General features: G+C 62.1%; 19 protein-coding genes. 12 read left to right on the forward strand and 7 right to left on the reverse strand.

What is annotated here, in order from left to right:
• Nucleotides 1-20: 20 nt before the first annotated feature.
• From EAO39_RS02750 to EAO39_RS02760, 3 genes are all read right to left on the reverse strand, one after another.
• The gene (locus tag EAO39_RS02750) at nt 21-1,043 is read right to left on the reverse strand and encodes a tripartite tricarboxylate transporter substrate binding protein (protein ID WP_120965988.1); all 1,023 of its coding nucleotides are present in this window, start codon (nt 1,041-1,043) and stop codon (nt 21-23) included.
• A 222-nt stretch (nt 1,044-1,265) separates the two neighbouring features.
• Entirely contained in the window at nt 1,266-1,688 is a 423-nt protein-coding gene (locus EAO39_RS02755) for a YXWGXW repeat-containing protein (protein WP_120965990.1), read from the reverse strand.
• 233 nt (nt 1,689-1,921) lie between these two features.
• A complete protein-coding gene (locus EAO39_RS02760; protein WP_120965992.1) occupies nt 1,922-2,653 on the reverse strand; it encodes a helix-turn-helix transcriptional regulator in 732 nt (243 codons plus the stop codon).
• Nucleotides 2,654-2,776: 123 nt separating this feature from the next.
• Between EAO39_RS02760 and EAO39_RS02765 the strand changes: the two genes are divergently transcribed.
• Nucleotides 2,777-3,604, forward strand: coding sequence for a hypothetical protein (locus EAO39_RS02765; RefSeq protein WP_120965994.1), 828 nt, complete (start codon nt 2,777-2,779; stop codon nt 3,602-3,604).
• 73 nt (nt 3,605-3,677) lie between these two features.
• Nucleotides 3,678-5,618 (forward strand): MFS transporter, encoded by a 1,941-nt coding sequence (locus EAO39_RS02770; protein WP_120965996.1) that lies wholly within the window; start codon nt 3,678-3,680, stop codon nt 5,616-5,618.
• Between the two features lies 1 nt (nt 5,619).
• Here the strand turns inward: EAO39_RS02770 and EAO39_RS02775 are convergent, their stop codons facing one another.
• Complete coding sequence (locus EAO39_RS02775; RefSeq protein ID WP_120965997.1) at nt 5,620-6,381, reverse strand: DUF3047 domain-containing protein; 762 nt, start codon at nt 6,379-6,381, stop codon at nt 5,620-5,622.
• Between the two features lie 286 nt (nt 6,382-6,667).
• Here EAO39_RS02775 and EAO39_RS02780 point away from each other — a divergent pair, with 286 nt between their 5' ends.
• From EAO39_RS02780 to EAO39_RS02795, 4 genes are all read left to right on the forward strand, one after another.
• A complete protein-coding gene (locus EAO39_RS02780) occupies nt 6,668-7,075 on the forward strand; it encodes a hypothetical protein (RefSeq protein ID WP_240467065.1) in 408 nt (135 codons plus the stop codon).
• A gap of 16 nt (nt 7,076-7,091) precedes the next feature.
• Nucleotides 7,092-7,943, forward strand: coding sequence for a DUF2145 domain-containing protein (locus EAO39_RS02785; RefSeq protein ID WP_240466883.1), 852 nt, complete (start codon nt 7,092-7,094; stop codon nt 7,941-7,943).
• A 71-nt stretch (nt 7,944-8,014) separates the two neighbouring features.
• Complete coding sequence (locus EAO39_RS02790) at nt 8,015-9,127, forward strand: zinc ribbon domain-containing protein (RefSeq protein WP_120966003.1); 1,113 nt, start codon at nt 8,015-8,017, stop codon at nt 9,125-9,127.
• Nucleotides 9,128-9,255: 128 nt separating this feature from the next.
• Entirely contained in the window at nt 9,256-10,449 is a 1,194-nt protein-coding gene (locus tag EAO39_RS02795; RefSeq protein WP_162989473.1) for a diguanylate cyclase, read from the forward strand.
• A 95-nt stretch (nt 10,450-10,544) separates the two neighbouring features.
• Here EAO39_RS02795 and tgt read toward each other — a convergent pair whose 3' ends face one another.
• Nucleotides 10,545-11,717 (reverse strand): tRNA guanosine(34) transglycosylase Tgt, encoded by a 1,173-nt coding sequence (gene tgt / locus EAO39_RS02800; protein WP_120966007.1) that lies wholly within the window; start codon nt 11,715-11,717, stop codon nt 10,545-10,547.
• A gap of 122 nt (nt 11,718-11,839) precedes the next feature.
• Here tgt and EAO39_RS02805 point away from each other — a divergent pair, with 122 nt between their 5' ends.
• The gene (locus EAO39_RS02805) at nt 11,840-12,307 is read left to right on the forward strand and encodes a universal stress protein (protein ID WP_120966009.1); all 468 of its coding nucleotides are present in this window, start codon (nt 11,840-11,842) and stop codon (nt 12,305-12,307) included.
• A gap of 63 nt (nt 12,308-12,370) precedes the next feature.
• Here EAO39_RS02805 and EAO39_RS02810 read toward each other — a convergent pair whose 3' ends face one another.
• Nucleotides 12,371-12,793, reverse strand: a complete 423-nt coding sequence (locus EAO39_RS02810; protein WP_120966011.1) for a hypothetical protein — start codon at nt 12,791-12,793, stop codon at nt 12,371-12,373.
• A 78-nt stretch (nt 12,794-12,871) separates the two neighbouring features.
• Nucleotides 12,872-13,387: a MarR family transcriptional regulator gene (locus EAO39_RS02815; protein WP_120966013.1), complete on the reverse strand. Its 516-nt coding sequence runs from the start codon at nt 13,385-13,387 to the stop codon at nt 12,872-12,874.
• 120 nt (nt 13,388-13,507) lie between these two features.
• Here EAO39_RS02815 and EAO39_RS02820 point away from each other — a divergent pair, with 120 nt between their 5' ends.
• From EAO39_RS02820 to EAO39_RS02840, 5 genes are all read left to right on the forward strand, one after another.
• The gene (locus EAO39_RS02820; RefSeq protein WP_120966015.1) at nt 13,508-15,820 is read left to right on the forward strand and encodes a bifunctional salicylyl-CoA 5-hydroxylase/oxidoreductase; all 2,313 of its coding nucleotides are present in this window, start codon (nt 13,508-13,510) and stop codon (nt 15,818-15,820) included.
• Between the two features lie 142 nt (nt 15,821-15,962).
• The gene (locus EAO39_RS02825) at nt 15,963-16,733 is read left to right on the forward strand and encodes an SDR family NAD(P)-dependent oxidoreductase (protein WP_120966017.1); all 771 of its coding nucleotides are present in this window, start codon (nt 15,963-15,965) and stop codon (nt 16,731-16,733) included.
• Nucleotides 16,734-16,748: 15 nt separating this feature from the next.
• Nucleotides 16,749-17,603 (forward strand): enoyl-CoA hydratase family protein, encoded by an 855-nt coding sequence (locus EAO39_RS02830; protein ID WP_120966019.1) that lies wholly within the window; start codon nt 16,749-16,751, stop codon nt 17,601-17,603.
• Nucleotide 17,604: 1 nt separating this feature from the next.
• Nucleotides 17,605-18,768, forward strand: coding sequence for an acyl-CoA dehydrogenase family protein (locus EAO39_RS02835; RefSeq protein WP_120966021.1), 1,164 nt, complete (start codon nt 17,605-17,607; stop codon nt 18,766-18,768).
• 54 nt (nt 18,769-18,822) lie between these two features.
• Complete coding sequence (locus EAO39_RS02840) at nt 18,823-20,442, forward strand: benzoate-CoA ligase family protein (RefSeq protein WP_120966023.1); 1,620 nt, start codon at nt 18,823-18,825, stop codon at nt 20,440-20,442.
• Nucleotides 20,443-20,474 lie beyond the last annotated feature (32 nt).

Below are 20,474 nucleotides of genomic sequence, written 5' to 3' on the forward strand. Positions count from 1 at the left end.
ACTAACTCAGTATGCCGATCTTAATCAATGCTGATGTTGGCATCCTTGACCACCTTGGCCCATTTGATGCGATCGCTGTGCACGGTCTTCTTGAATTGTTCGGGCGATTCTTCGCGCAGGCTATTGCCTTGCGAGACAAAGCGTTCGCGGATTTCGGGCTGCTGCTGCACTTCGCGCACTGCCTTGTTGAGCTTGCTGACGATGGCGGGTGGCGTGCCCTTGGGTGCAAAAATGCCGAACCAGATCGAGCTGTCAAAGCCCTTGGTGCCGGGCAGGCCGCTGGAGGCGATGGTGGGCACTTCCTTCACGGCTTCCACCGGCTTGGCGGTGGTCACACCCAGCAGGCGCACCTTGTTGGCTTTGTAATGGGGCAGCACGGTCTGCACCTGGTTCATGATGCAGCAGGTCTCGCCGCGCACCACGGAGGTGATGGCTTCGGGGCCGCCCTTGTAAGGCACATGCACCATGTCCAGACCCAGGCGCGAGTTGAACTCGGCAAACGCCATATGGGTGCCTGCGCCGTTGCCGGTGGAGGCAAAGTTGTACTTGCCGGGATGGGCCTTGACCTCGTCCACGAACTCCTTGAGGTTCTTGACGTTGATCACATTGGGATTGATGGTCAGCACGTTGGCGACATCGATCAGCGGTGCCACCGGCACAAAGTCGGCTTCCACATCGAAAGGCAGCTTTTTGTACAGGGCGGCATTGCTGCCGTGCGTGGCGGCGGTGCCGAAGTACAGGGTGTAGCCATCGGGCTTGGCGCGGGCCACATGCTCGCTGCCGATATTGCCTGCCGCGCCGCTCTTGTAGTCGATGATGATGGGTTGGCCCAGCTTCTGGCTCAGGGGCTCCTGCACCAGACGGCCGACCACATCCACGCCCGAACCTGCGTTAAAGCCCATGATCAGGGTGATGGGCTGGTGCGGGTACTGGGCCGCAGTTTCGGCCGCATGGCTGGTGTGAGACAGCAATGCCAGAGTCAGCGCTGAGGCCGAAGCAGCGAGGGCGCGGGATCCGGAAAAAGAGCGGGTGAGCAGGCGCATGGGAGTGACGCAGTCCGATGGAACAATGAATCTGCCAATTGTGTATCTAACTTAAGAACCGCTTTCTATATGCTTATATTGCATATGGCGCAGCAAGGTCTTTTGGCATGGCTCAGAAAAAGCCCTGCATTTTTGCAAATGCAGGGCTTGAAGGTCCGCTGGTTTGAGGGCGGAAAAAATGGCCGGCGGACGCAGCGATTGAATACTGCTCAGCGGCTGGCGTCAATGGCGGTAGGGGTTGCCGGGGCGCTGGTCGTAGCGGTTGGGCACGCCGTCGCCGTCGCGATCCCAGCGGCTGGCGTTGTAATTCCAGCGGTTGCCGTTTTGCTGCCAGCCCGGTTGGCGATACACATAACCGGGGCGGGCTTTGACCCAGTGACCGGTGCGCCAGACATGGCGGTGGCCACGTGGCTCCCAGTAGCCCGGTGCCCAGACATAGCCGCGGCGCGGTGAAGGAACCGCTTCACGGCGCGGCGCCGGAGGTGCGTTGAACTGCACATTGATCGAAGCACCCTGTTGAGCTGCGGGATGGTAGCCGGGACCGTAGCCGTAGCCCGTCTGGGCCTGGGCGGTGCCGCCAAAGCCCAGCATGGCCAGTGCGGCGGTGCTCAGGGCGGTTTGCAATGTGAAGCGAATGTTCAGCATGGAGGTCTCCTGTTCAGTGAGCGGGTTGCCAGCCTTGCGGCCTTTGGCATCCCATGAACTCCATGCTGATGGGCTTGCGTCAAGCGGGGGTTGCTGCGACGCGAAGTCTTGCAATCTTGTGTATCTGCTTGGTGAAGATTGGTTGCCAATCGAAAGAATGGGGCTCAATTGGCTTCAAGCCCTTCACCGATAAGCGCAAGCAGCTATGTTTTTGGTAGTTCTGCGGTATTCGTTCAGCGCCGCAAGCTGGCAAAGGCCGGCAGCTCCCATTTGCGCATGCCCAGCACCAGGGTGTAGCCCTCGGTCTTGCTGGGTGCCAGGCGCTGGTCCTGAAGATGTTGCTGCGAGAAATCCTGGCCTATGCGCTGAATGCGCTCCACAAAGCTGGGTGCCAGATGCGGGGCAATCGAGCCATGGACCAGCAGCATGGTCTCGTCCTCATCGGAAAAGTGGCCGCCAAAATAATCCAGCACTGCGTTTTCGCGGAAGAAATCCATGACCGGCCCATTGGTCTGCCAGCGAAAAGTCTTGGCCAGGCGCAGCTTGTAGCGATTGCCGGGGCGCAGCTCGATGATGCCTATGCGGTCCAGCTGGGCCAGATAGCCGATGCCCTCGGTTTCCGAGATGCGGTAGGTGGTGACGATTTGCTCCAGCGTCCACTGGCTGAGCACGCAGATGGCGGTGAGCAGCAGCTTGCGGTCGGCTACCACCGAGACTTCCTGCTCGCGCGAGATCTGCTGCAGCAGCGGGCGGCTGTCGGCCACGCTGCGTGCCAGATCGGCAAAGTCCAGGTGCAGGGCGCGGCAGATCTCATCGATGCGGGTCAGGGGCATATCGCCCTTGGCCAGCATGCGCTTGACGCTGGATTCCGCCATGCCTATGGACTTGGCCAGATCGGCATAAGTCATCTGCGCGGCCTTGAGTTCCTTCTTGAGGGCGGTGATGAGGTCTGCAGTCGTGCTCATGGTGATAGGTATCTTAATCGTGTACCAATGGTGTTATCTGGCTAGCCAAGTGTAGTGGATCGATGCTTTTAGAGCGCTGCTTTTGGATACTCGCCCCATCTTCATTGCCCAAGAGCAGTCATCATGCGCACGCACTTTTCCAGTCCGCTTCGTCGTCTGCAGCCTGTCTTGCCGGTGCTGACGGCTGTTTTGCAGCCTCGCCGCCAAGGATTCTGGGAGCGAGCGCTGGCGCTTTACGGGGGCATGCTGCTGTTGCTGGTTTTGGCTCTGCTTCTACCCGCCGTGGCCCAGCCTGAGCACTATCACGCGTTTGCCGATCAGCGCAGCTGGCTGGGCCTGGCGTATGCCGGCGATGTGCTGAGCAATCTGGGCTTTGCGCTGGCCACACTGGCGGGCGGCAGGCAGCTGCTCAAGCACGGCTGGCAGATCAGCGGCACGGCACGGGCCATGTGCGCGCTGTTCTTTGTCGGCCTGGCCTGCACGGCCCTGGCCTCCGCCGCATACCACCTGGCACCCACGGATGCCGGCCTGTTCTGGGACCGCATGGCCATGGGCGTGGCGTTTGCCGGCCTGCTGGGGCTTGCGGTGCAAACCCGGCTGGATGACGGCAGTGCCTGGCTGACCGCTATTGCCACTCTGGTGGCGGCGGGGCTCAGCATGGGCGTATGGAGCCATTCGGGCAATCTGCTGCCCTGGGCGCTGCTGCAAGGCGGCGGCATGTTGCTGGTGCTGTTGCTGGCTTTTGTGGCTGTGCGCAAAAACGCCATGCCGCTGAGTCTGGGCTGGGTCATCGCCTGGTATGGGCTGGCCAAGCTGCTGGAGTTGTCCGATCTGGATGTGTTCGAACTCACGGGCGGCTGGATTTCCGGCCACAGCCTCAAGCACTGGGTGGCGGCGGCTGCGGCCTTGCCGGTGTTGCAAGCGCTCCACGCCAGGCAATCAAATTCATAGCGGCTCGCGCAATATCCATGGCTGATGAAAGCTTAAAAGGCACAATGAGCCGCACTGCTTCCGGGAGAGATTCATGAATTCAACGCAGACCGAACAGACGGCGCCTGCCGCCCATCCCAACCAGTTTGCACTGCTGGGTCAGCGGCGCTTTGCGCCGTTTTTCTGGACGCAGTTTGCCGGAGCCGGCAATGACAATCTGTTCAAGTTCGCCTTCACGGTGATGGTGACTTACCAGCTCAGCGTCTCCTGGCTGCCGCCTTCGCTGGCCGGGCTGGTGATTGGCGCACTGTTCACACTGCCCTATCTGCTGTTCTCGGCCACCTCGGGGCAGCTCACGGACAAGTGGGACAAGACCCGCATGTTCCGCCTGGTCAAGAATCTGGAAATCGCCATCATGCTGATTGCCGCATGGGGCTTTATCAACGCCCATGTGCCGGTGCTGCTGCTGTGCGTGTTCCTGATGGGGCTGCATTCCACGCTGTTTGGTCCCGTCAAGTTTGCCTATCTGCCCCAGGTGCTCAACGACAGAGAGCTGACCGGCGGCAACGGCATGGTGGAAATGGGCACGTTCGTGGCCATTTTGCTGGGCCAGGTGGCTGGCGGTCTGCTGGTTGCCGTGCCCCAGGTTGGTCATACCCAGGTGGCGATTGCCTGCGTGTCTATCGCGGTGCTGGGCCGCATCTGCGCGCAGTTCATTCCCCATGCGCCGGCGACCGATCCGGATCTGGTCATCAACTGGAATCCCTTCACCGAAACCTGGCGCAACCTCAAGCTGGCGCATGAGCAGCCCGTGGTGTTTCGCTCGCTGCTGGGCATCAGCTGGATGTGGTTCTTCGGCGCGGTGTTTCTGTCCCAGTTCCCCAGTTTCGCCAAGGAAGTGCTGCATGGCGACGAACATGTGGCTTCGCTGCTGCTGGTGATCTTCTCGGTGGGCATTGGCATTGGCTCGCTGTTGTGCGAGGTGTTCAGCCGCCGCCAGGTGGAAATCGGCCTGGTGCCGCTGGGCGCCATAGGCATGAGCGTGTTTGCCATCGATCTGTTCTTTGCCACGCGTTCCCTGCCGGCCTCCGAGCTGATGGGTGTGGGCGCCTTTTTTGCCCAGCACCAGCACTGGCGCGTGATGTTCGATCTGGGCATGCTGGCCCTGTCTGCCGGCATCTACAGCGTGCCCATGTATGCGCTGATCCAGATGCGCAGCCAGCCCACACACCGGGCGCGCATCATTGCGGCCAACAATATTCTGAATGCGCTGTTCATGATTGCCTCGGCCGTGCTGGCCGGCGCCTTGCTGGCGGCAGGTTGCAGCATTCCGCAGGTGTTTCTGATCACCGGCATCGCCAATGCGCTGGTGGCGCTGTATGTGTTCCTGCTGGTGCCCGAGTATCTGCTGCGCTTTGTGGCCTGGATCATCACCCACTTTGTCTACCGCTTCAAGGTGCGTGGCGAGGAGAACATCCCCCACGACGGCCCTGCGGTGCTGGTCTGCAATCACGTGAGCTTTGTGGATGCCATTTTGCTGATGGCAGCCAGCCCGCGTCCCATCCACTTCGTCATGGATCACCGCATCTTCAAGACGCCGGTGCTGGGCTGGCTGTTCCGCCTGGCCAAGGCGATTCCTGTGGCCTCGCAAAAGGAAGATCCGGCCGTGTATCAGGCCGCATTTGCCAGCGCCGCCCAGGTGCTGCGTGAAGGCGATCTGCTGGCCATCTTCCCCGAAGGCGGCATCACCTCCGATGGTCAGCTCCAGCCTTTCAAGGCCGGCATCATGAAAATTCTGGAGCAGGCCCATGCTGACGGGCTGCAAGTGCCCGTGGTGCCCATGGCGCTGGGCAATCTCTGGGGCTCGTATTTCAGCCGCATCGAAGTGCGCGGTGGCAAGAACGTGGCCATGGTCAAGCCGCTGCGCCGGGGCTGGCTCAACCGGGTGAGCCTGCAGGCCGGCCCGGCCGTGCCATCCGGCGAGGCCACGCCAGGCCTGCTGCAGCAGCGCGTGGCGCAGCTGATGCAGAACTGATTCAGGGCTGCAGGCGGATATCACCCATATAGGCCAGACCGCTGCCGTGGGTGTTGTCCGAGTCGGCAGAGACGGTGATACCAATCAGCTCGGGCATGGCGCTGGATTCGTCGCCAAAGGCCTGGGCGTAGTCGGCGGCCAGATTGCGCTGCTCCGTCATCCACTGGCCCTGATGGGCGCTACCGCTTTGCAGCACGATGAAGCGCATGCGGTGGGTAAACGCGTTGTGCAGCTGCGTGCCCACGGGCTGCTTGTTGTCCCAGAGGTAGCACAGCGTCTCGGCTGGAATGTCTTCGCCGGTGCTGATCTTGCCCAGGCGCAGCTTGGTGCGTTCACCAAAACCCAGCTGGGAGCGGTCGAAGTCGAAAGACACGCAGAGCTTGAGCGCCGCATCGTCGCCCGAGCGGCTTCGGATATCGGCCTTGCCGACAAGCTCGTCCACGCGCCAGCGCCACTGCAGCTGCATGGCTGCGCTGCCCTGCTGGTGCAGGGGATGAACCATGTTGCCGTAGGCATCCTTGGTGCTCACGCGCAGCACGTTCTCGCCATTGAGCTGGACGATGCCGAACTCGGTAGGCGTCTTGTTGGGCAGGCTAGCGAAGTGCCAGGGCGCGGGCAGCGCACCCGCAGCCATTTTCGAGAAGGGCGCGGGGCTGGGGCTTTGCGCCAGACCGGCTTGCAGCGTGAAGGCGGCCAGTGCGGCGGCAAGCGGCGTTCGCCACGGTGTGCGGCGGCGAGGGATGGTCCGAATGATGTGCCTCATGATTTTTAAAGGTTGTGGGCGCGGGTTCGGGGCAAGATGCCGGACAGGTCACACCTGTGTGCTCCAGCGGAGACATGCAGGCGGTTGAAAGTATCGATATTCAATACCCCAAGGCCTGTATAACGCCGATTGTGACAAACCAGGCTTCTGGCGAGTCCATCGCGCAGATGATTCATTTCACCGCAGCCGAAAGTGTTGCGGCATTCATTTCTATAACCAGGAGCATTTTGTGATCAACGCCTCAGCCATCACCCGTCCTCTTCGCAACAGTCTGTGTGCCCTGGGCATGGCCTGTGCCTTGCTGGGCGGCGGTGTCGCCCACGCCCAGAGCGAAGCCTCTCTGGTGCTGTCGGCCTTGCCCGTGGCCTCGGTGATTGGTGCAGCTTCTGGAGGCGCATCGGAGGACGTTGTGGCAATTCCCTTGTTTCTTTCTGTTGCCGGTGCATCCGTCGTGGTGGCAGCGGTGGAGTCCACGGCAGATGGCGTGAGCTATGTGCTGAAAAATGTGGCAGATGGCGCTTCGGCCGTGGTAAAGGTCTCAGGCCAGGCCGCAGGCGCCTTGTCGGTCGGTGTGGGCACGGTGGTGCAGACCAGCGTGATCGGTGCAGGCGTGATTCTTTCCGCTGCGGGCAAGGTGCTGGCCTTCATACCCAACGAGATCGGCAAGGCCTTGATGCACAACGAACGTCTGTAATCTCATGGAGCCACTCATGCAAAACACCGGCGTTGTACAGGCGGTTGCGCCTGCGCGTACCTTATCCACTCCCATTGCCCGAGCCCTGGTGCTGGCGCTGGGCACCGCTTTGCTTGCCTGGGCGGGTTCGGCCCAGGCGGGCCGCAGCTGCGAGAACAAGCCGCTGACGGCCGATGTCATGGCCAAGGGCCTGAATCTGGCCCTGCGTACCTCACAGGCGCTGGACGCCGAGTTCAAGAAGAACGGCACCCAGGTGGTGCTCTTGGCGCGCCAGGGCCAGGATTTGAGCAAGTACGAGCTCCAATATTCCCACTACGGCTGGGCTTACAAATCGGCCGAAGGTCCGTGGCGCGTGGCCCACAAGCTCAATGAATGCGGCACGGCCGGCGGCCATGTCTATCGCCAGGGCCTGGGCGAGTTTTTCCTCGACGATCTGTGGCGCTATGAGGCCGTGATCCAGGTGCCCACTCCGGCGGTGCAGCAGGCGCTGCTGAAGTTTCTGACGGCGCCCACGGTGCTGCGCCTGCAAAGCGAGCCTTACAGCATGATCAGCTATGCCTGGGGTTTGAAGTACCAGCAGTCCAACCAGTGGGCTACGGAAACGCTGGCCGCCGCCATGGAGCCTGCCGCCATCCAGAACCGGGCCCAGGCGCAGACCTGGCTGCAGGCCAGGGGTTATGAGCCCAGCACTCTCATCATCCGGGCTTTTTCGCGTCTGGGCGGACGCATGACGGCGGCCAATATCGCTTTCGACGATCACCCCAATGACAAGCGCTATGCCAGCCGCATCGAGACGGTGACCGTGGATTCCGTCACCCAGTGGCTGCAGCGCGCCCAGCTGGCGGCTCCCGTGCGCACGGTGCAATGATCTTTAAGAAAATGGGCTTGAAGTCCATATGAGTTTAACGTTTGTAGCTATCAATCAAGGAGTAAAACGTCATGAGTAAATCCTTGCGATTGCCCGAAAAATGGTTTCGCCGTGGCCTGTGGCTGGTGGCGGCGGCTTTTGCGTTCTTCCTGATCGGGCTGGGCAGTCTGGTCGTGGGCAATTTGCCCCAGGTGGAGCGCCCCCTGGAAGTGGAGGCCTTCATCCCCGAGGCCGATGCCCAGCGCGTGCGTGCCCAGATCGAGCAGGCGCAGGCACAGGCCAATCTGGCGGACATGGCGCGGGACAAGGCCCAGCTGCGGTTTGAGGCCGAGCGCGCGCGCTACCAATCGGCCCGCGAAACCTTCGATAACTGGGTGGCCACGCGCCGCGCCACCGAGCGCCCCGAGCAGGATACGGAACTGATCGCCCGTTCCAAGGCGTTGGATGCGCTCAAACAGTCCGAGAACCGGACGCGCCAGGAGCTGGAAAAGCAGGAGCAGACGCATCTGGAGGCCTCGCAAGCGCTCTCCAATGCGCAAAGCGAAATGAGCCAGCTGCGCGATGCCGCGTATCCGCAGTGGCAGTCGGCCATGCGCGCCATCGAGCTGCGCGTCTTCCTCTATCGCCTGGCTCTGACCCTGCCTTTGCTGGTGGCTGCGGGCTGGCTGTTTGCCAAAAAGCGCAAGAGCACCTGGTGGCCGTTTGTCTGGGGCTTCATCTTCTTTGCCCTGTTCGCCTTTTTTGTGGAGCTGGTGCCTTATCTGCCGGACTATGGCGGCTATGTGCGCTACATCGTGGGCATTGTGGTCACGGTGCTGTTGGGGCGCTATGCCATCGTGGCGCTCAACCGCTATCTGGAAAAGCAGAAGCTGCAGGAAGCCCTGCCCGAGAACAAGCGCCGCGAAGAACTCAGCTATGACGTGGCGCTGGAGCGCCTGGCCAAAAGCGTGTGCGCGGGCTGCGAGCGGCCGGTGGATCTCAAGAACACCGAGATCGACTTCTGCCCGCATTGCGGCATTGGCCTGTTCGATCACTGCGGCCACTGCAATACCCGCAAGAGCGCCTTCAGCCGTTTTTGCCATGCTTGTGGTGTGCCGGCTCGCAAGCTGCTGCCCAGGCAGGATGAAGAGCCTGCAAGCGCGGCCCTAACGCCAGAGCCGCCGCCGCAGCACGGCAGCCCTTAAGCGCCAGCCCATAGCAGCCCTTCGCAGGCTGCTATGGTTTTATGGGGGCGCAAAAATTCGGATGTGCGCAAATCTGGGCCTGTGACATCATTGGCAGACGTCTTTAACGTTTGACCAGCATGCCCACCATGGTGATCACCACAGAACCCTTACGGACTAACTCCCTGCCCGCACGGCCGCATGAGCCTGGACGGCTGTTGGTGGACCATTGGGCTTACGCGCTGGCGCTGGCCGGGTTTGCCGGCTCAGGCGCTTTGTTGGTCGCAGCTGTTTTGACGGGGCACTGGGGCTGGGTCGACTTGGGCTGGCTCATGGGGCTGTGGCTGGCCATGGGTCTGGGATGGATTTTGCTTTCACCGCCCCGATGGCGGCTTCTGGGCTGGGGCGCACTGCAGACCCTGGCCGCCACCGCCTTGCTGATACTGCAACCTGAGCTGGTCTGGCTGGCGCTATCCATAGGTCTGTCTGGCGGTGCCTTGATGCTCTGGGGCCAGGGCTTGAGACTGAGTCGCACCGGCGCGCTGCTGGCCTTGATCAGCGGCTTGCTGTTGGTGGTGGGGGCGGCACTGCAGATGTTTTTCCTGGCTGCGCCTGCGCTTTTGCACGACGGTTTGCAACTGGCGGCGCTGTTGTTGCCCGTGCTGCTGCACGCGGTGCTGGCAATGGGGGCCGTGCAGCAACTTCATAGACAGTTGCGGTTGCAGAAGCTGCAGATGCTGGCGCTTGAGCAGCAGTGCCGTTCGCTGGATGAAGACCGGCTGCGCCTGCAGCAGCAGTTGCGCGAGCAGGGGGCGGCGGCAGGTACCGATGCGCTGACCGGTGTGGATAACTTTGCCCGCTCGCTAGACGCGATCAACCTATTGCGTGAACGCCATGCTCGCAAGGTGGAGCCGTTTTGCGTGGTACTGCTGGAACTGGACCCGTGGATAGCCAAGTCCCCTGTGGCAGAACAGCCCAACCGTCCCTCATTGAACGACAAGCTGCAGCTGATGCTCAGCGGCCTGCTCATCACCCAGCTGCGTGCCCTGGATCATGTGGGGCGCTATCACCACAATGCTTTTTTGCTGGTACTGGAGGACACCAACGCCATGCATGCGATTGCGGTCCTGCATCGTATTCGCGACAGCATGCGCCATGGGCAGTGGGGCGAGGCGCGCAGCCTCAACGCGGCGGCCAAGCAGGGGCTGACGCTGACCATGGCCGTGGCCGAGTACCGCAGCGGCGAGACGGCCGAGCAGATGTTCGAGCGCGCCGAGGCCGCGTTGCAGCACGGCCATGCCAGCGGTTATGACCAGATCGTGGTGGCTGGCTCGAACCACTGAGCGTGCTATCGACCGCTGTTTTCCGATTGCCAAGGCCTTGCAAGGCGCAAAAAAAGCCAGAACCGGGTTCTGGCTTTTTGGTAGAGCAGTCTTGATCAGACGCCGCGGGCTCTGTCTGCCTTGAATTGGGCGCGGAACTGCTCAAACGTGCCGGCATCCAGGGCGTTGCGCACTTCCTGCATCAGGTTCAGGTAGTAGTGCAGATTGTGGATGGTGGTCAGCATGGGGCCCAACATTTCGCCACAGCGGTCCAGATGGTGCAGATAGGCGCGGCTGAAGCCGTCGCGGCCGCCATCGTCCCAGCTCACGCCGCTGCTGCCCGCGCAGGCGTGACAGGTGCAGGTGGTATCGATGGGCTGGTGGTCCACCTTGTGGCGGGCGTTGCGCAGCTTCAGGTCGCCGTAGCGGGTAAAGATGGTGCCGTTGCGCGCATTGCGGGTGGGCATCACGCAGTCAAACATGTCCACACCGTCGGCCACGCCTTGCACCAGATCTTCGGGCGTGCCCACGCCCATCAGGTAGCGGGGCTTGTGGGCGGGCAGCAGATGCGGCGTGTGGGCCATGATCTCCAGCATCTCGTCCTTGGGCTCGCCCACGGAAACGCCGCCGACCGCATAGCCGGGGAAGTCCATCTCCAGCAGGCCCTGCAGCGATTCTTCGCGCAGATTGAGGAACATGCCGCCTTGCACGATGCCGAACAGGGCGTTGGGGTTTTCCAGGCGCTCGAACTCGTCCTTGGAGCGCTTGGCCCAGCGGCGGCTCATCTCCATGGATTTACGCGCCTCGGCTTCGGTGGTCTTCTTGCCGTTGGTCTCGTAGGGCGTGCATTCGTCCAGCTGCATGACGATGTCGGAGTTCAGCACGGTCTGGATCTGCATGCTGACTTCGGGCGACATGAACAGCTTGTCGCCGTTGACGGGGCTTTGGAAGTGCACGCCTTCCTCGGTGATCTTGCGCATGGCACCCAGCGACCAGACCTGGAAGCCGCCCGAGTCCGTGAGAATCGGCTTGTTCCACTTCTCGAAACCGTGCAGGCCGCCAAAGGACTTCATGATGTCCAGGCCGGGGCGCATCCACAGGTGGAAGGTATTGCCCAGAATGATCTGCGCGCCCATTTCCTCCAGGCTGCGCGGCATCACCCCCTTGACGGTGCCATAGGTGCCCACGGGCATGAAGATGGGGGTCTGCACCACGCCGTGGTTGAGCGTGAGCGCACCACGGCGGGCGTGGCTGGTCGGGTCGGTCTTGAGGAGGTCAAACTGCAGCATAGCCCGCCATTTTCCCAGATGCGAGAAAGCGTTGCTGCAAAGGCCCGGGCTTGCCCTGTATCCACTGCCTGTTTTTTCCTCGAACGCCTACACTGCTCTCATGCTCACACACGGAGGTTGATATGCACAAGATCATGATTGCCGTCGATGGATCGGATGCTTCGCTGGAGGCCGTACGCCACGGCATCAAGCTGTATGAGCAGGGGCTGAAAGCCCATTTCGTGATTGCCCATGTGCAAAAAGAGGCATCGCTGCTGGAGCTGGCAACCACGGACTCCGACCTTATCGCCAACGCCAGCATCGATGCGGGCATGGACTTGATTGCCTCGGCACAGGATCTGCTCAAGGCAGCCGGTGCATCCTATGAAGTGGAGATCAGTCTGGGCGAAGCAGGCAATACCTTGATCGACATCGCCGATAGCAACGAGTGCGATCAGATCATCGTCGGTGCCACGGGGCAGGGCGGGCTCTCCAGCATTCTGATCGGCTCGGTCTCCAGAGAGGTGGCGCGCCACAGCCGTCTGCCGGTGACGATTGTGAAACTACCGGACGCGCCTGAAACCATGGACAGTGCGGATGACGACTCCTGATGCTCCTGATTTGATAGCTTTCAGCGCTTTTTGATAAAGGGGTTTAGGCCTTTTTGATGGAAATCAGGCCGCCTGCCGCTGGCGGCCTGCGTCGCGCTGCTGACGGCTGTGACGTGCCTGGTTGCCAAACTTGCCGTGGGGCAGGTTGGCCAGGCGTCTAAACATCCAGCGGCAATAGCCCCGCACACGCAGGCATTGATTGATCTCGTGCTCGGGCAAGGGGCCGGAGACCACGATCAGTCTGTCTGCCATCTCCCAGTGGCCGGCGGCGCGCAGCTTGCGGCGAATCCCCAGGGCCCAGCTGTGTATGCGTGTGGGGTGGCCGTGCTGGTGTACCTGGCCGGTGATCAGGTCAAAAGCAATCGCTACCAGCTCGGTTTTGAGCTTGAAACGCCGCTCGCCCGTGACGGCATTGGGCACCTCGCGCATGTCGTAGAGGTAGTAGTACCCAGCCTTGAGCCGATATTGCAGATGTTGCAAATCCATGAGCGGTGCCCCTTGAAGCGTCGTGCAAGTCATTCTCCACGAAAACCGCGAGAGTGCTTTTTCTCGCCCCGCTGTGGCTCAAGACGCCTGGTTTCCCGCCAGTATCAGCCTCAGTTTTCCCAGTTGCTCATAAAGCTCGCGCGAGCTTTTCAGGCCCAGCGGCGCCAGCAGCTGCTCCAGCCACTGCTCATGGGCAGTGGCCATGGCGGCGAACTGCTTTTTGCCACGGCGCGTCAGTCGCACGATCATGGAACGACGGTCTTCGTCGTCGGCCACGCGTTCCACCCAGCCTTCGGCGACCAGCTGATCCGTCAACCCCGTCACATTGCCGCCGGTCACCATCAGATACTCCGACAGCGTCTTCATGCGCAGCCCCTGGGGAAAGCGGCTGAGCTGGGCCAGGTAATCAAAGCGCGGCAGCGTGGTGGCGAACTGGGTGCGCAGATTGCTGCGTATCACCTGTTCAATCTGCGTGCTGCAGGTGAGCAGGCGCAGCCACAGGCGCACGGCCTGGTGGTCGTCATGCGACAGACCCGCTTCGCGGCCCGGTACATCCGGTGTGGCAACAGTGGGCAGAGTTTTCTTGGTGGCCATGGTTTCACATCGTGCCGCTGCACGGCGTTTAGGTGTTCAGGGTTATCTCGGATTTTAGTGAAATATTCATGGGTGAATAATTTAGATATAAAGTAATTTTTCTTCACCCGGAAATCAGCCATGAAAATCGTCTGCGTCGGTGGCGGTCCCGCCGGCTTGTACTTCGCACTGCTGATGAAGCAGATGAACCCCGCGCACGACATCACCGTGGTCGAGCGCAACAAGCCTTACGACACCTTTGGCTGGGGCGTGGTGTTCTCGGATGCCACCATGGACAATATGCGCGAGTGGGACCCCGTCACCGCCACGCAGGTGGAAAAGGCCTTCAACCACTGGGACGACATCGAGCTGTTGTTCAAGGGTCGCACCCTGCGCTCTGGCGGTCATGGCTTTGTGGGCATAGGCCGCAAGCACTTGCTCAATATTCTGCAGGCGCGTTGCGAAGAGCTGGACGTAAAGCTGGTGTTCGAGACCGATGTGCAATCGGATGCCGATTACCCCGATGCCGATCTCATCGTGGCCTGCGACGGCGTGAATTCGCGTATCCGCACCCAGTACCAGGAAGTGTTCAAACCCGACATCGTGGTGCGGCCCAACCGCTTCATCTGGCTGGGCACCCACAAGGTATACGAGGCTTTCACCTTTGACTTCGTGCGCACCGAGCACGGCTGGTTTCAGGCCCATATCTACAAGTTTGACGACCAGACATCGACCTTCATCGTCGAGACCACCGAAGAGACCTGGAAGGCCAGCGGTCTGGACACTGCCGATCAGCAGCAGTCGATTGATTTTTGCGAAAAGATCTTTGCCGACAATCTGCAGGGCGAAAAGCTCATGACCAACGCGCGCCATTTGCGCGGCTCGGCCTGGATCAACTTCAACCGCGTGGTCTGCGACCAGTGGTGGCTGCAAAACACCCAGGGCAGCCATGTGGTGCTGATGGGCGATGCCGTGCACACGGCGCACTTTGCGATTGGCTCGGGCACCAAGCTGGCCATCGAGGATGCGATCGAGCTGGCGCGCCAGTTCAAGCTGGCGGGCGATGGCAAGGAGCACCTCCCCGAGGTCCTGGCCGCCTACCAGGAAGTGCGCCGCGTGGAGACGCTGCGCATACAGAACGCGGCCTGGAACGCCATGGAATGGTTTGAGGTCTGCGGCAAGCGCTATTGCGACCAGCTGGAGCCCGAGCAGTTCATGTATTCCATGCTCACCCGCAGCCAGCGCATCAGCCATGAAAATCTGCGCCTGCGCGATGCCCAGTGGCTGGGCGGTTACGAGCAATGGCTTGCCGAGAAAAACGGCGTGACGGTGGCAGGCAAAGCGCCTCCTCCCATGTTCCTGCCCTATACCGTGCGCGGGCTCACGCTCAAGAACCGCATCGTGGTCTCGCCCATGGCGCAGTACTCTGCCGTGGACGGCGTGCCGGGCGACTACCACCTGATGCACCTGGGCGCCCGTGCCATGGGGGGCGCCGGTCTGGTGTTTGCCGAGATGGCTTGTGTAAGCCCCGAAGGCCGCATCACCCCCGGCTGCCCCGGCACCTATAACCAGGCGCAAAAGCAGGCCTGGAAGCGCATCAGCGACTGGATTCATCAATACACCGATGCCAAGTTCGCCATGCAGATCGGCCACGCCGGCGCCAAGGCTTCGACCCGCCTGGCCTGGGACGGCACGGACCTGCCTTTGCCCGAAGGCAACTGGCCCATCATGTCGGCCTCGCCGCAGCAGTACCTGGAGGGCGTGAGCCAGATTTCCAAAGCCATGACGCGTGCCGACATGGATGAGGTGAAGGCCCAGTTTGTGCAGGCGGCACGTATGGCGGTCGAGATCGGTGTGGACTGGCTGGAGCTGCACTGCGCGCACGGCTACCTGTTGTCGGGCTTCATCTCGCCGCTGACCAATCAGCGTGATGACGAGTATGGCGGCAGTCTGCAGAACCGGTTGCGCTATCCGCTCGAAGTTTTCACGGCCATGCGCGCCGTCTGGCCCGAGGACAAGCCCATGTCGGTGCGCATCTCGGCCACCGACTGGGTGGCAGGCGGCACCACGGCCGATGACGCGGTGGAGATTGCCAAGGCCTTCAAGGCGGCCGGCGCCGATTTGATCGACGTGTCTTCGGGCCAGGTCAGCAAGCGGGAAAAGCCCACCTTCGGCCGCATGTTCCAGACTCCGTTTGCCGACCGCGTGCGTCAGGAGGCGGGCATCGCGACCATTGCCGTGGGTGCGATCAGCGAGGCCGATCACGCCAATTCCATCATTGCCGCCGGCCGTGCCGACCTGTGCGCCGTGGCCCGTCCCCATTTGGCCAACCCGAACTGGACCTTGACCGAAGCCGCCAAGATTGGCTACACGCCGATTGAATGGCCCAAGCAGATCTACCAGGGCAAGCGCCAGATGGAAAGCCTGTTCGAGCGCGAAAAAGCCTTGAAATGAAGCACCCCCTGAGTCGCTTCGCGCCTTCCCCCTCTCTACTCGCTTTGCGAGGGAGGGGGACTCTGCCCTTGCTCGGCTGTCATGGCTTGGGTTGCGCAAGTTTCATGCGGCATGGGTAGCGCGTATTGCTATGGAGAACTGAATGACAGGTGATCTGAATGATCAACATGCGCTGGTGACCGGTGCGGGCCAGGGCATTGGCGAGGCGATTGCACGCCAGCTGTTGGCACGCGGTGCCAAGGTGACGGTGCTGGGTCGGCGGCCCCAGCCCTTGCAGCAACTGGTGGATGAACACCCAGGCCGTTGCCACATGGTGCTGGCCGATATTGCCAAGGCCGATGAGGTGCAAACCGCTTTTGCGCAGGCTGTTGCTGCGCAGGGTGCTATCCATATTTTGGTGAACAACGCCGGCCAGGCTTTGAGCAGTCCATTTCTGAAAATGGATGACCAGCATTGGCAGCAGATGCTGGCCGTCAACCTGACGGGAACCATGCTATGCATTCAGCAGGTGTTGCCCGCCATGGCCCAGGCCGGTTACGGCCGCATCGTCAACGTGGCCAGCACGGCGGGGCTGACCGGCTATGCCTATGTGGCTGCCTACTGCGCGGCCAAGCATGGCGTGATCGGACTGACGCGATCGCTGGCACTGGAATTTGCCCAGAAGGGCATCACCGTCAACGCCGTCTGCCCCGGCTACACAGAGACCGAAATCGTCACCACCAGCATTGAGCGCGTGGTGGCCAAGACCGGCCGCACGCCGGAGCAGGCCATGGCCGAGTTTGTCAAAAACAATCCCCAGGGCCGTCTGGTGCAGCCGCAGCAAGTGGCCGACGCCGTGCTGTGGCTGTGCGGCCAGGGCGCGGGTGCGGTGACCGGGCAGGCCGTTGCCGTTGCCGGTGGCGAAGTGATGTGAACACAAGGAATGACTATGAGCGACTACTCCATTGATCCCGCGCTGTGCGCCGGCAATCAGCTGCATCTGGCCGATTACCAGGCCAGGCATTTTCTGTGGCAGGTCAAAGACCAGGTGGCCACCATCACCTTGAACCGGCCGGAGCGCAAGAACCCGCTGACCTTCGAATCCTATGCCGAGCTGCGTGATCTGTTCCATCAACTCAAATGGGCGCAGGACGTGAAGGCCGTGGTCATCGTGGGCGATGGCGGCAACTTCTGCTCGGGCGGCGACGTGCATGAAATCATTGGGCCGCTGGTAGCGCTCAAGGCTCCTGAGCTGCTGATGTTCACCCGCATGACGGGCGAGCTGGTCAAGACCATGCGCGCCTGCCCCCAGCCCATCATCGCGGCGGTGGACGGTGTCTGCGCCGGTGCCGGTGCCATCATGGCCATGGCCTCCGACATGCGCCTGGGCACGGCGCGCAGCAAGACGGCATTTCTGTTCAACCGCGTGGGCCTGGCCGGCTGCGACATGGGCGCTTGCGCTTTCCTGCCGCGCATCATCGGTCAGGGTCGGGCCAGCGAGCTGCTCTACACCGGCCGCAGCCTGGGAGGCGAGGAGGGCGAGCGTTGGGGCTTTTTCAACCGCCTGTGCGAGCCCGAGGCGGTGCTGGCCGAGGCGCAGAAGCTGGCCGCCGATCTGGCCGCCGGTCCCAGCTTTGCCAACGGCATCACCAAGACCATGCTGCACCAGGAATGGGCGATGACGATAGAGCAGGCGATTGAAGCCGAGGCGCAGGCGCAGGCCATCTGCATGCTGACCGAAGACTTCTCGCGTGCCTACCATGCCTTCGTCGCCAAGCAAAAACCTCAATTCAAGGGGAACTGATATGGCGGACACCAGCTATCTGCAATGGCCTTTCTTTGACAAAAAACACGCCCAGCTGGCCACCGAGCTCGATGCCTGGGCCGCGCAGAACGTGGCGCATATCCACAGCGATGACAACGATGGCGATTGCCGCCACTTGGTGAAGGCCCTGGGCCAGGGCGGCTGGCTGCGCCATGCCGTGGCCGGGGCGGAAAACGGCGGTTCCGGCGCGCAGATCGATACCCGCGCCATCTGCCTGATTCGCGAAACCCTGGCACGACACAACGGCCTGGCGGACTTTGCCTTTGCCATGCAGGGCCTGGGCTCGGGTGCGATCAGCCTGGCCGGCACACCCGCGCAAAAGCAGCGCTATCTGAGCCGGGTGGCTGCCGGTGAAGCGATCTCGGCTTTTGCCCTGTCCGAGCCCGACGCCGGCTCGGATGTGGCGGCCATGAGCTGCGAGGCGCGGCTGGACGGCGATCACTATGTGCTCAACGGCGAGAAGACCTGGATCTCCAACGGGGGTATTGCTGATTTCTACGTGGTCTTTGTGCGCACCGGCGAGGCGCCGGGCTCGCGCGGCATCTCGGCCTTGATTGTGGACGCGGGCACGCCGGGTTTTGAGATTGCCGAGCGCATCAATGTGATCGCTCCGCACCCGCTGGCGCGGCTGCGCTTCACCAACTGCCGCATTCCGGTCACGCAGCGCGTGGGCGCTGCGGCCGAGGGCTTCAAGGTGGCCATGCGCACGCTGGACGTGTTCCGCACCTCGGTGGCCGCTGCCGCACTGGGCTTTGCGCGCCGGGCACTCGACGAAGCACTGCAGCGCGCCACCACGCGCAAGATGTTTGGCGGCGTGCTGGCCGACTTTCAGCTCACCCAGGCCAAGCTTGCGCAAATGGCCACCTTGATAGACAGCGCTGCCCTGCTGACCTACCGCGCAGCCTGGCAGCGCGACCAGGGGCAGAACGTGACGCGCGAGGCGGCCATGGCAAAGATGACGGCAACGGAAAACGCGCAGCAAGTCATCGATGCCGCCGTGCAGATCTGGGGTGGCCTGGGAGTGGTCAGCGATCAGCCCGTGGAGCGTCTGTACCGCGAGATCCGCGCCCTGCGCATCTATGAAGGCGCGACCGAGGTGCAGCAGCTCATCATCGGCCGCGACCTTATCAAAAGTCATAGCTAAAAGCGCAAGACCATCCAACGCAAGACCGGGTTTTTGTTCAAGAGGTTTGGAACCATGTCGTACACCGCGCATATCGACACTTTTGCTGCCGACAATCTGCCGCCGCCGCAGCTGCAGCCGGACTTTATTTTTGAGCTGCCCGAGCTGCAGTTCCCCGAGCGGCTGAACTGTGCGGCGCAGCTGCTGGACAGACATGTGGCCGAAGGGCGGGGCGAGCGCCTGTGCATTCAGGCCGCAGGTGTTCGCTGGACCTATGCCGATCTGCAGGACAAGGCCAACCGGATTGCGAATGTGCTCACGCAGCAGCTGGGCTTGGTGGCGGGCAACCGCGTGCTGCTGTGTGCGCCCAACAATCCCATGATGGTGGCTTGCTGGTTTGGCGTCATCAAGGCCGGCGGTATTGCCGTGGCGGCCATGCCGCTGCTGCGTGCCAAGGAGCTGTCTACCATCGTCGATATTGCGCAGGTCAGCCATGCGCTGTGCGACGAGGCATTGCGCGCCGAAGTGCTGGGCGCCCAGCAGCAATGCCAGACCCTGAAGGTGGTGCAGTTCTTCAATGCCAAGAGCGGCGATGGCCTGCAGGGGCTGGAAGCTCTGATGGATGGAGCATCCGGCCAGTTCGAGACCGTGGATACGGCAGCAACCGATACCTGTCTGCTGGGCTTTACTTCGGGCACCACCGGCGTTCCCAAGGCCACCATGCATTTCCACCGCGATGTGATGGCCGTCTGTGCCTGCTGGCCGCAGCACACCTTGCGTGCCAATGCCGACGATGTGTTCATAGGCAGCCCGCCGATGGCATTCACCTTCGGGCTGGGCGGACAGGTGCTGTTTCCCATGGCCATCGGTGCCAGCATGGCGTTGCTGGAGAAAGCCGGGCCGCCGCAGCTGGTCGACGGCATAGAGCAGTTTGGCGCGACCGTGGTGTTCACCGCGCCCACCTCTTACCGCGTCATGGCCCAGCAAGGCGAGCGCATGCGCCAGACCCGGCTGCGCAAATGCGTCTCGGCCGGCGAGGCCTTGACTGCCTCCACGCGTGCGCTATGGAAAGATGCCACCGGCATCGAGATCATTGATGGCATAGGCTCTACCGAGATGCTGCACATCTTCATCTCGCACCGCGAGGAAGAGGCCAGGCCCGGAGCTACCGGCAAGGCCGTGCCCGGCTACCAAGCCAAGGTGGTGGATGACGCGGGCCAGGAGGTGCCGCCGGGGACGGTGGGCAAGCTGGCCGTGCAAGGCCCTACGGGCTGCCGCTATCTGAACGACAGCCGCCAGACCAAGTATGTCAGCCATGGCTGGAACCTGACCGGCGATGCCTATCTGATGGATGCCGACGGCTATTTTGTCTATCAGGCGCGCACCGACGACATGATCATCTCGGCCGGCTACAACATCGCCGCGCCCGAGGTGGAAGAAGCGTTGATGGCGCATGCGGCCGTGGCCGAATGCGCGGTGATCGGCGTCGCCGATGCCGAGCGCGGCCAGATCGTCAAGGCTTTTGTGGTGCTGCGTGCCGGCCATGTGGGCGACGAGGCCATGGCCAAGACGCTGCAGGATTTTGTGAAAAACACGGTGGCACCCTACAAATATCCGCGCGCCGTGCAGTTCGTCTCCCAGCTGCCGCGCACGCCCACGGGCAAGCTGCAGCGCTTCAGATTGCATCAGCCGTGATTGCTATGCTTGTAATAGCTGGTTGCGAATAT

Source organism: Comamonas sp. lk (assembly GCF_900564145.1).
GTDB lineage: Bacteria > Pseudomonadota > Gammaproteobacteria > Burkholderiales > Burkholderiaceae_C > Comamonas.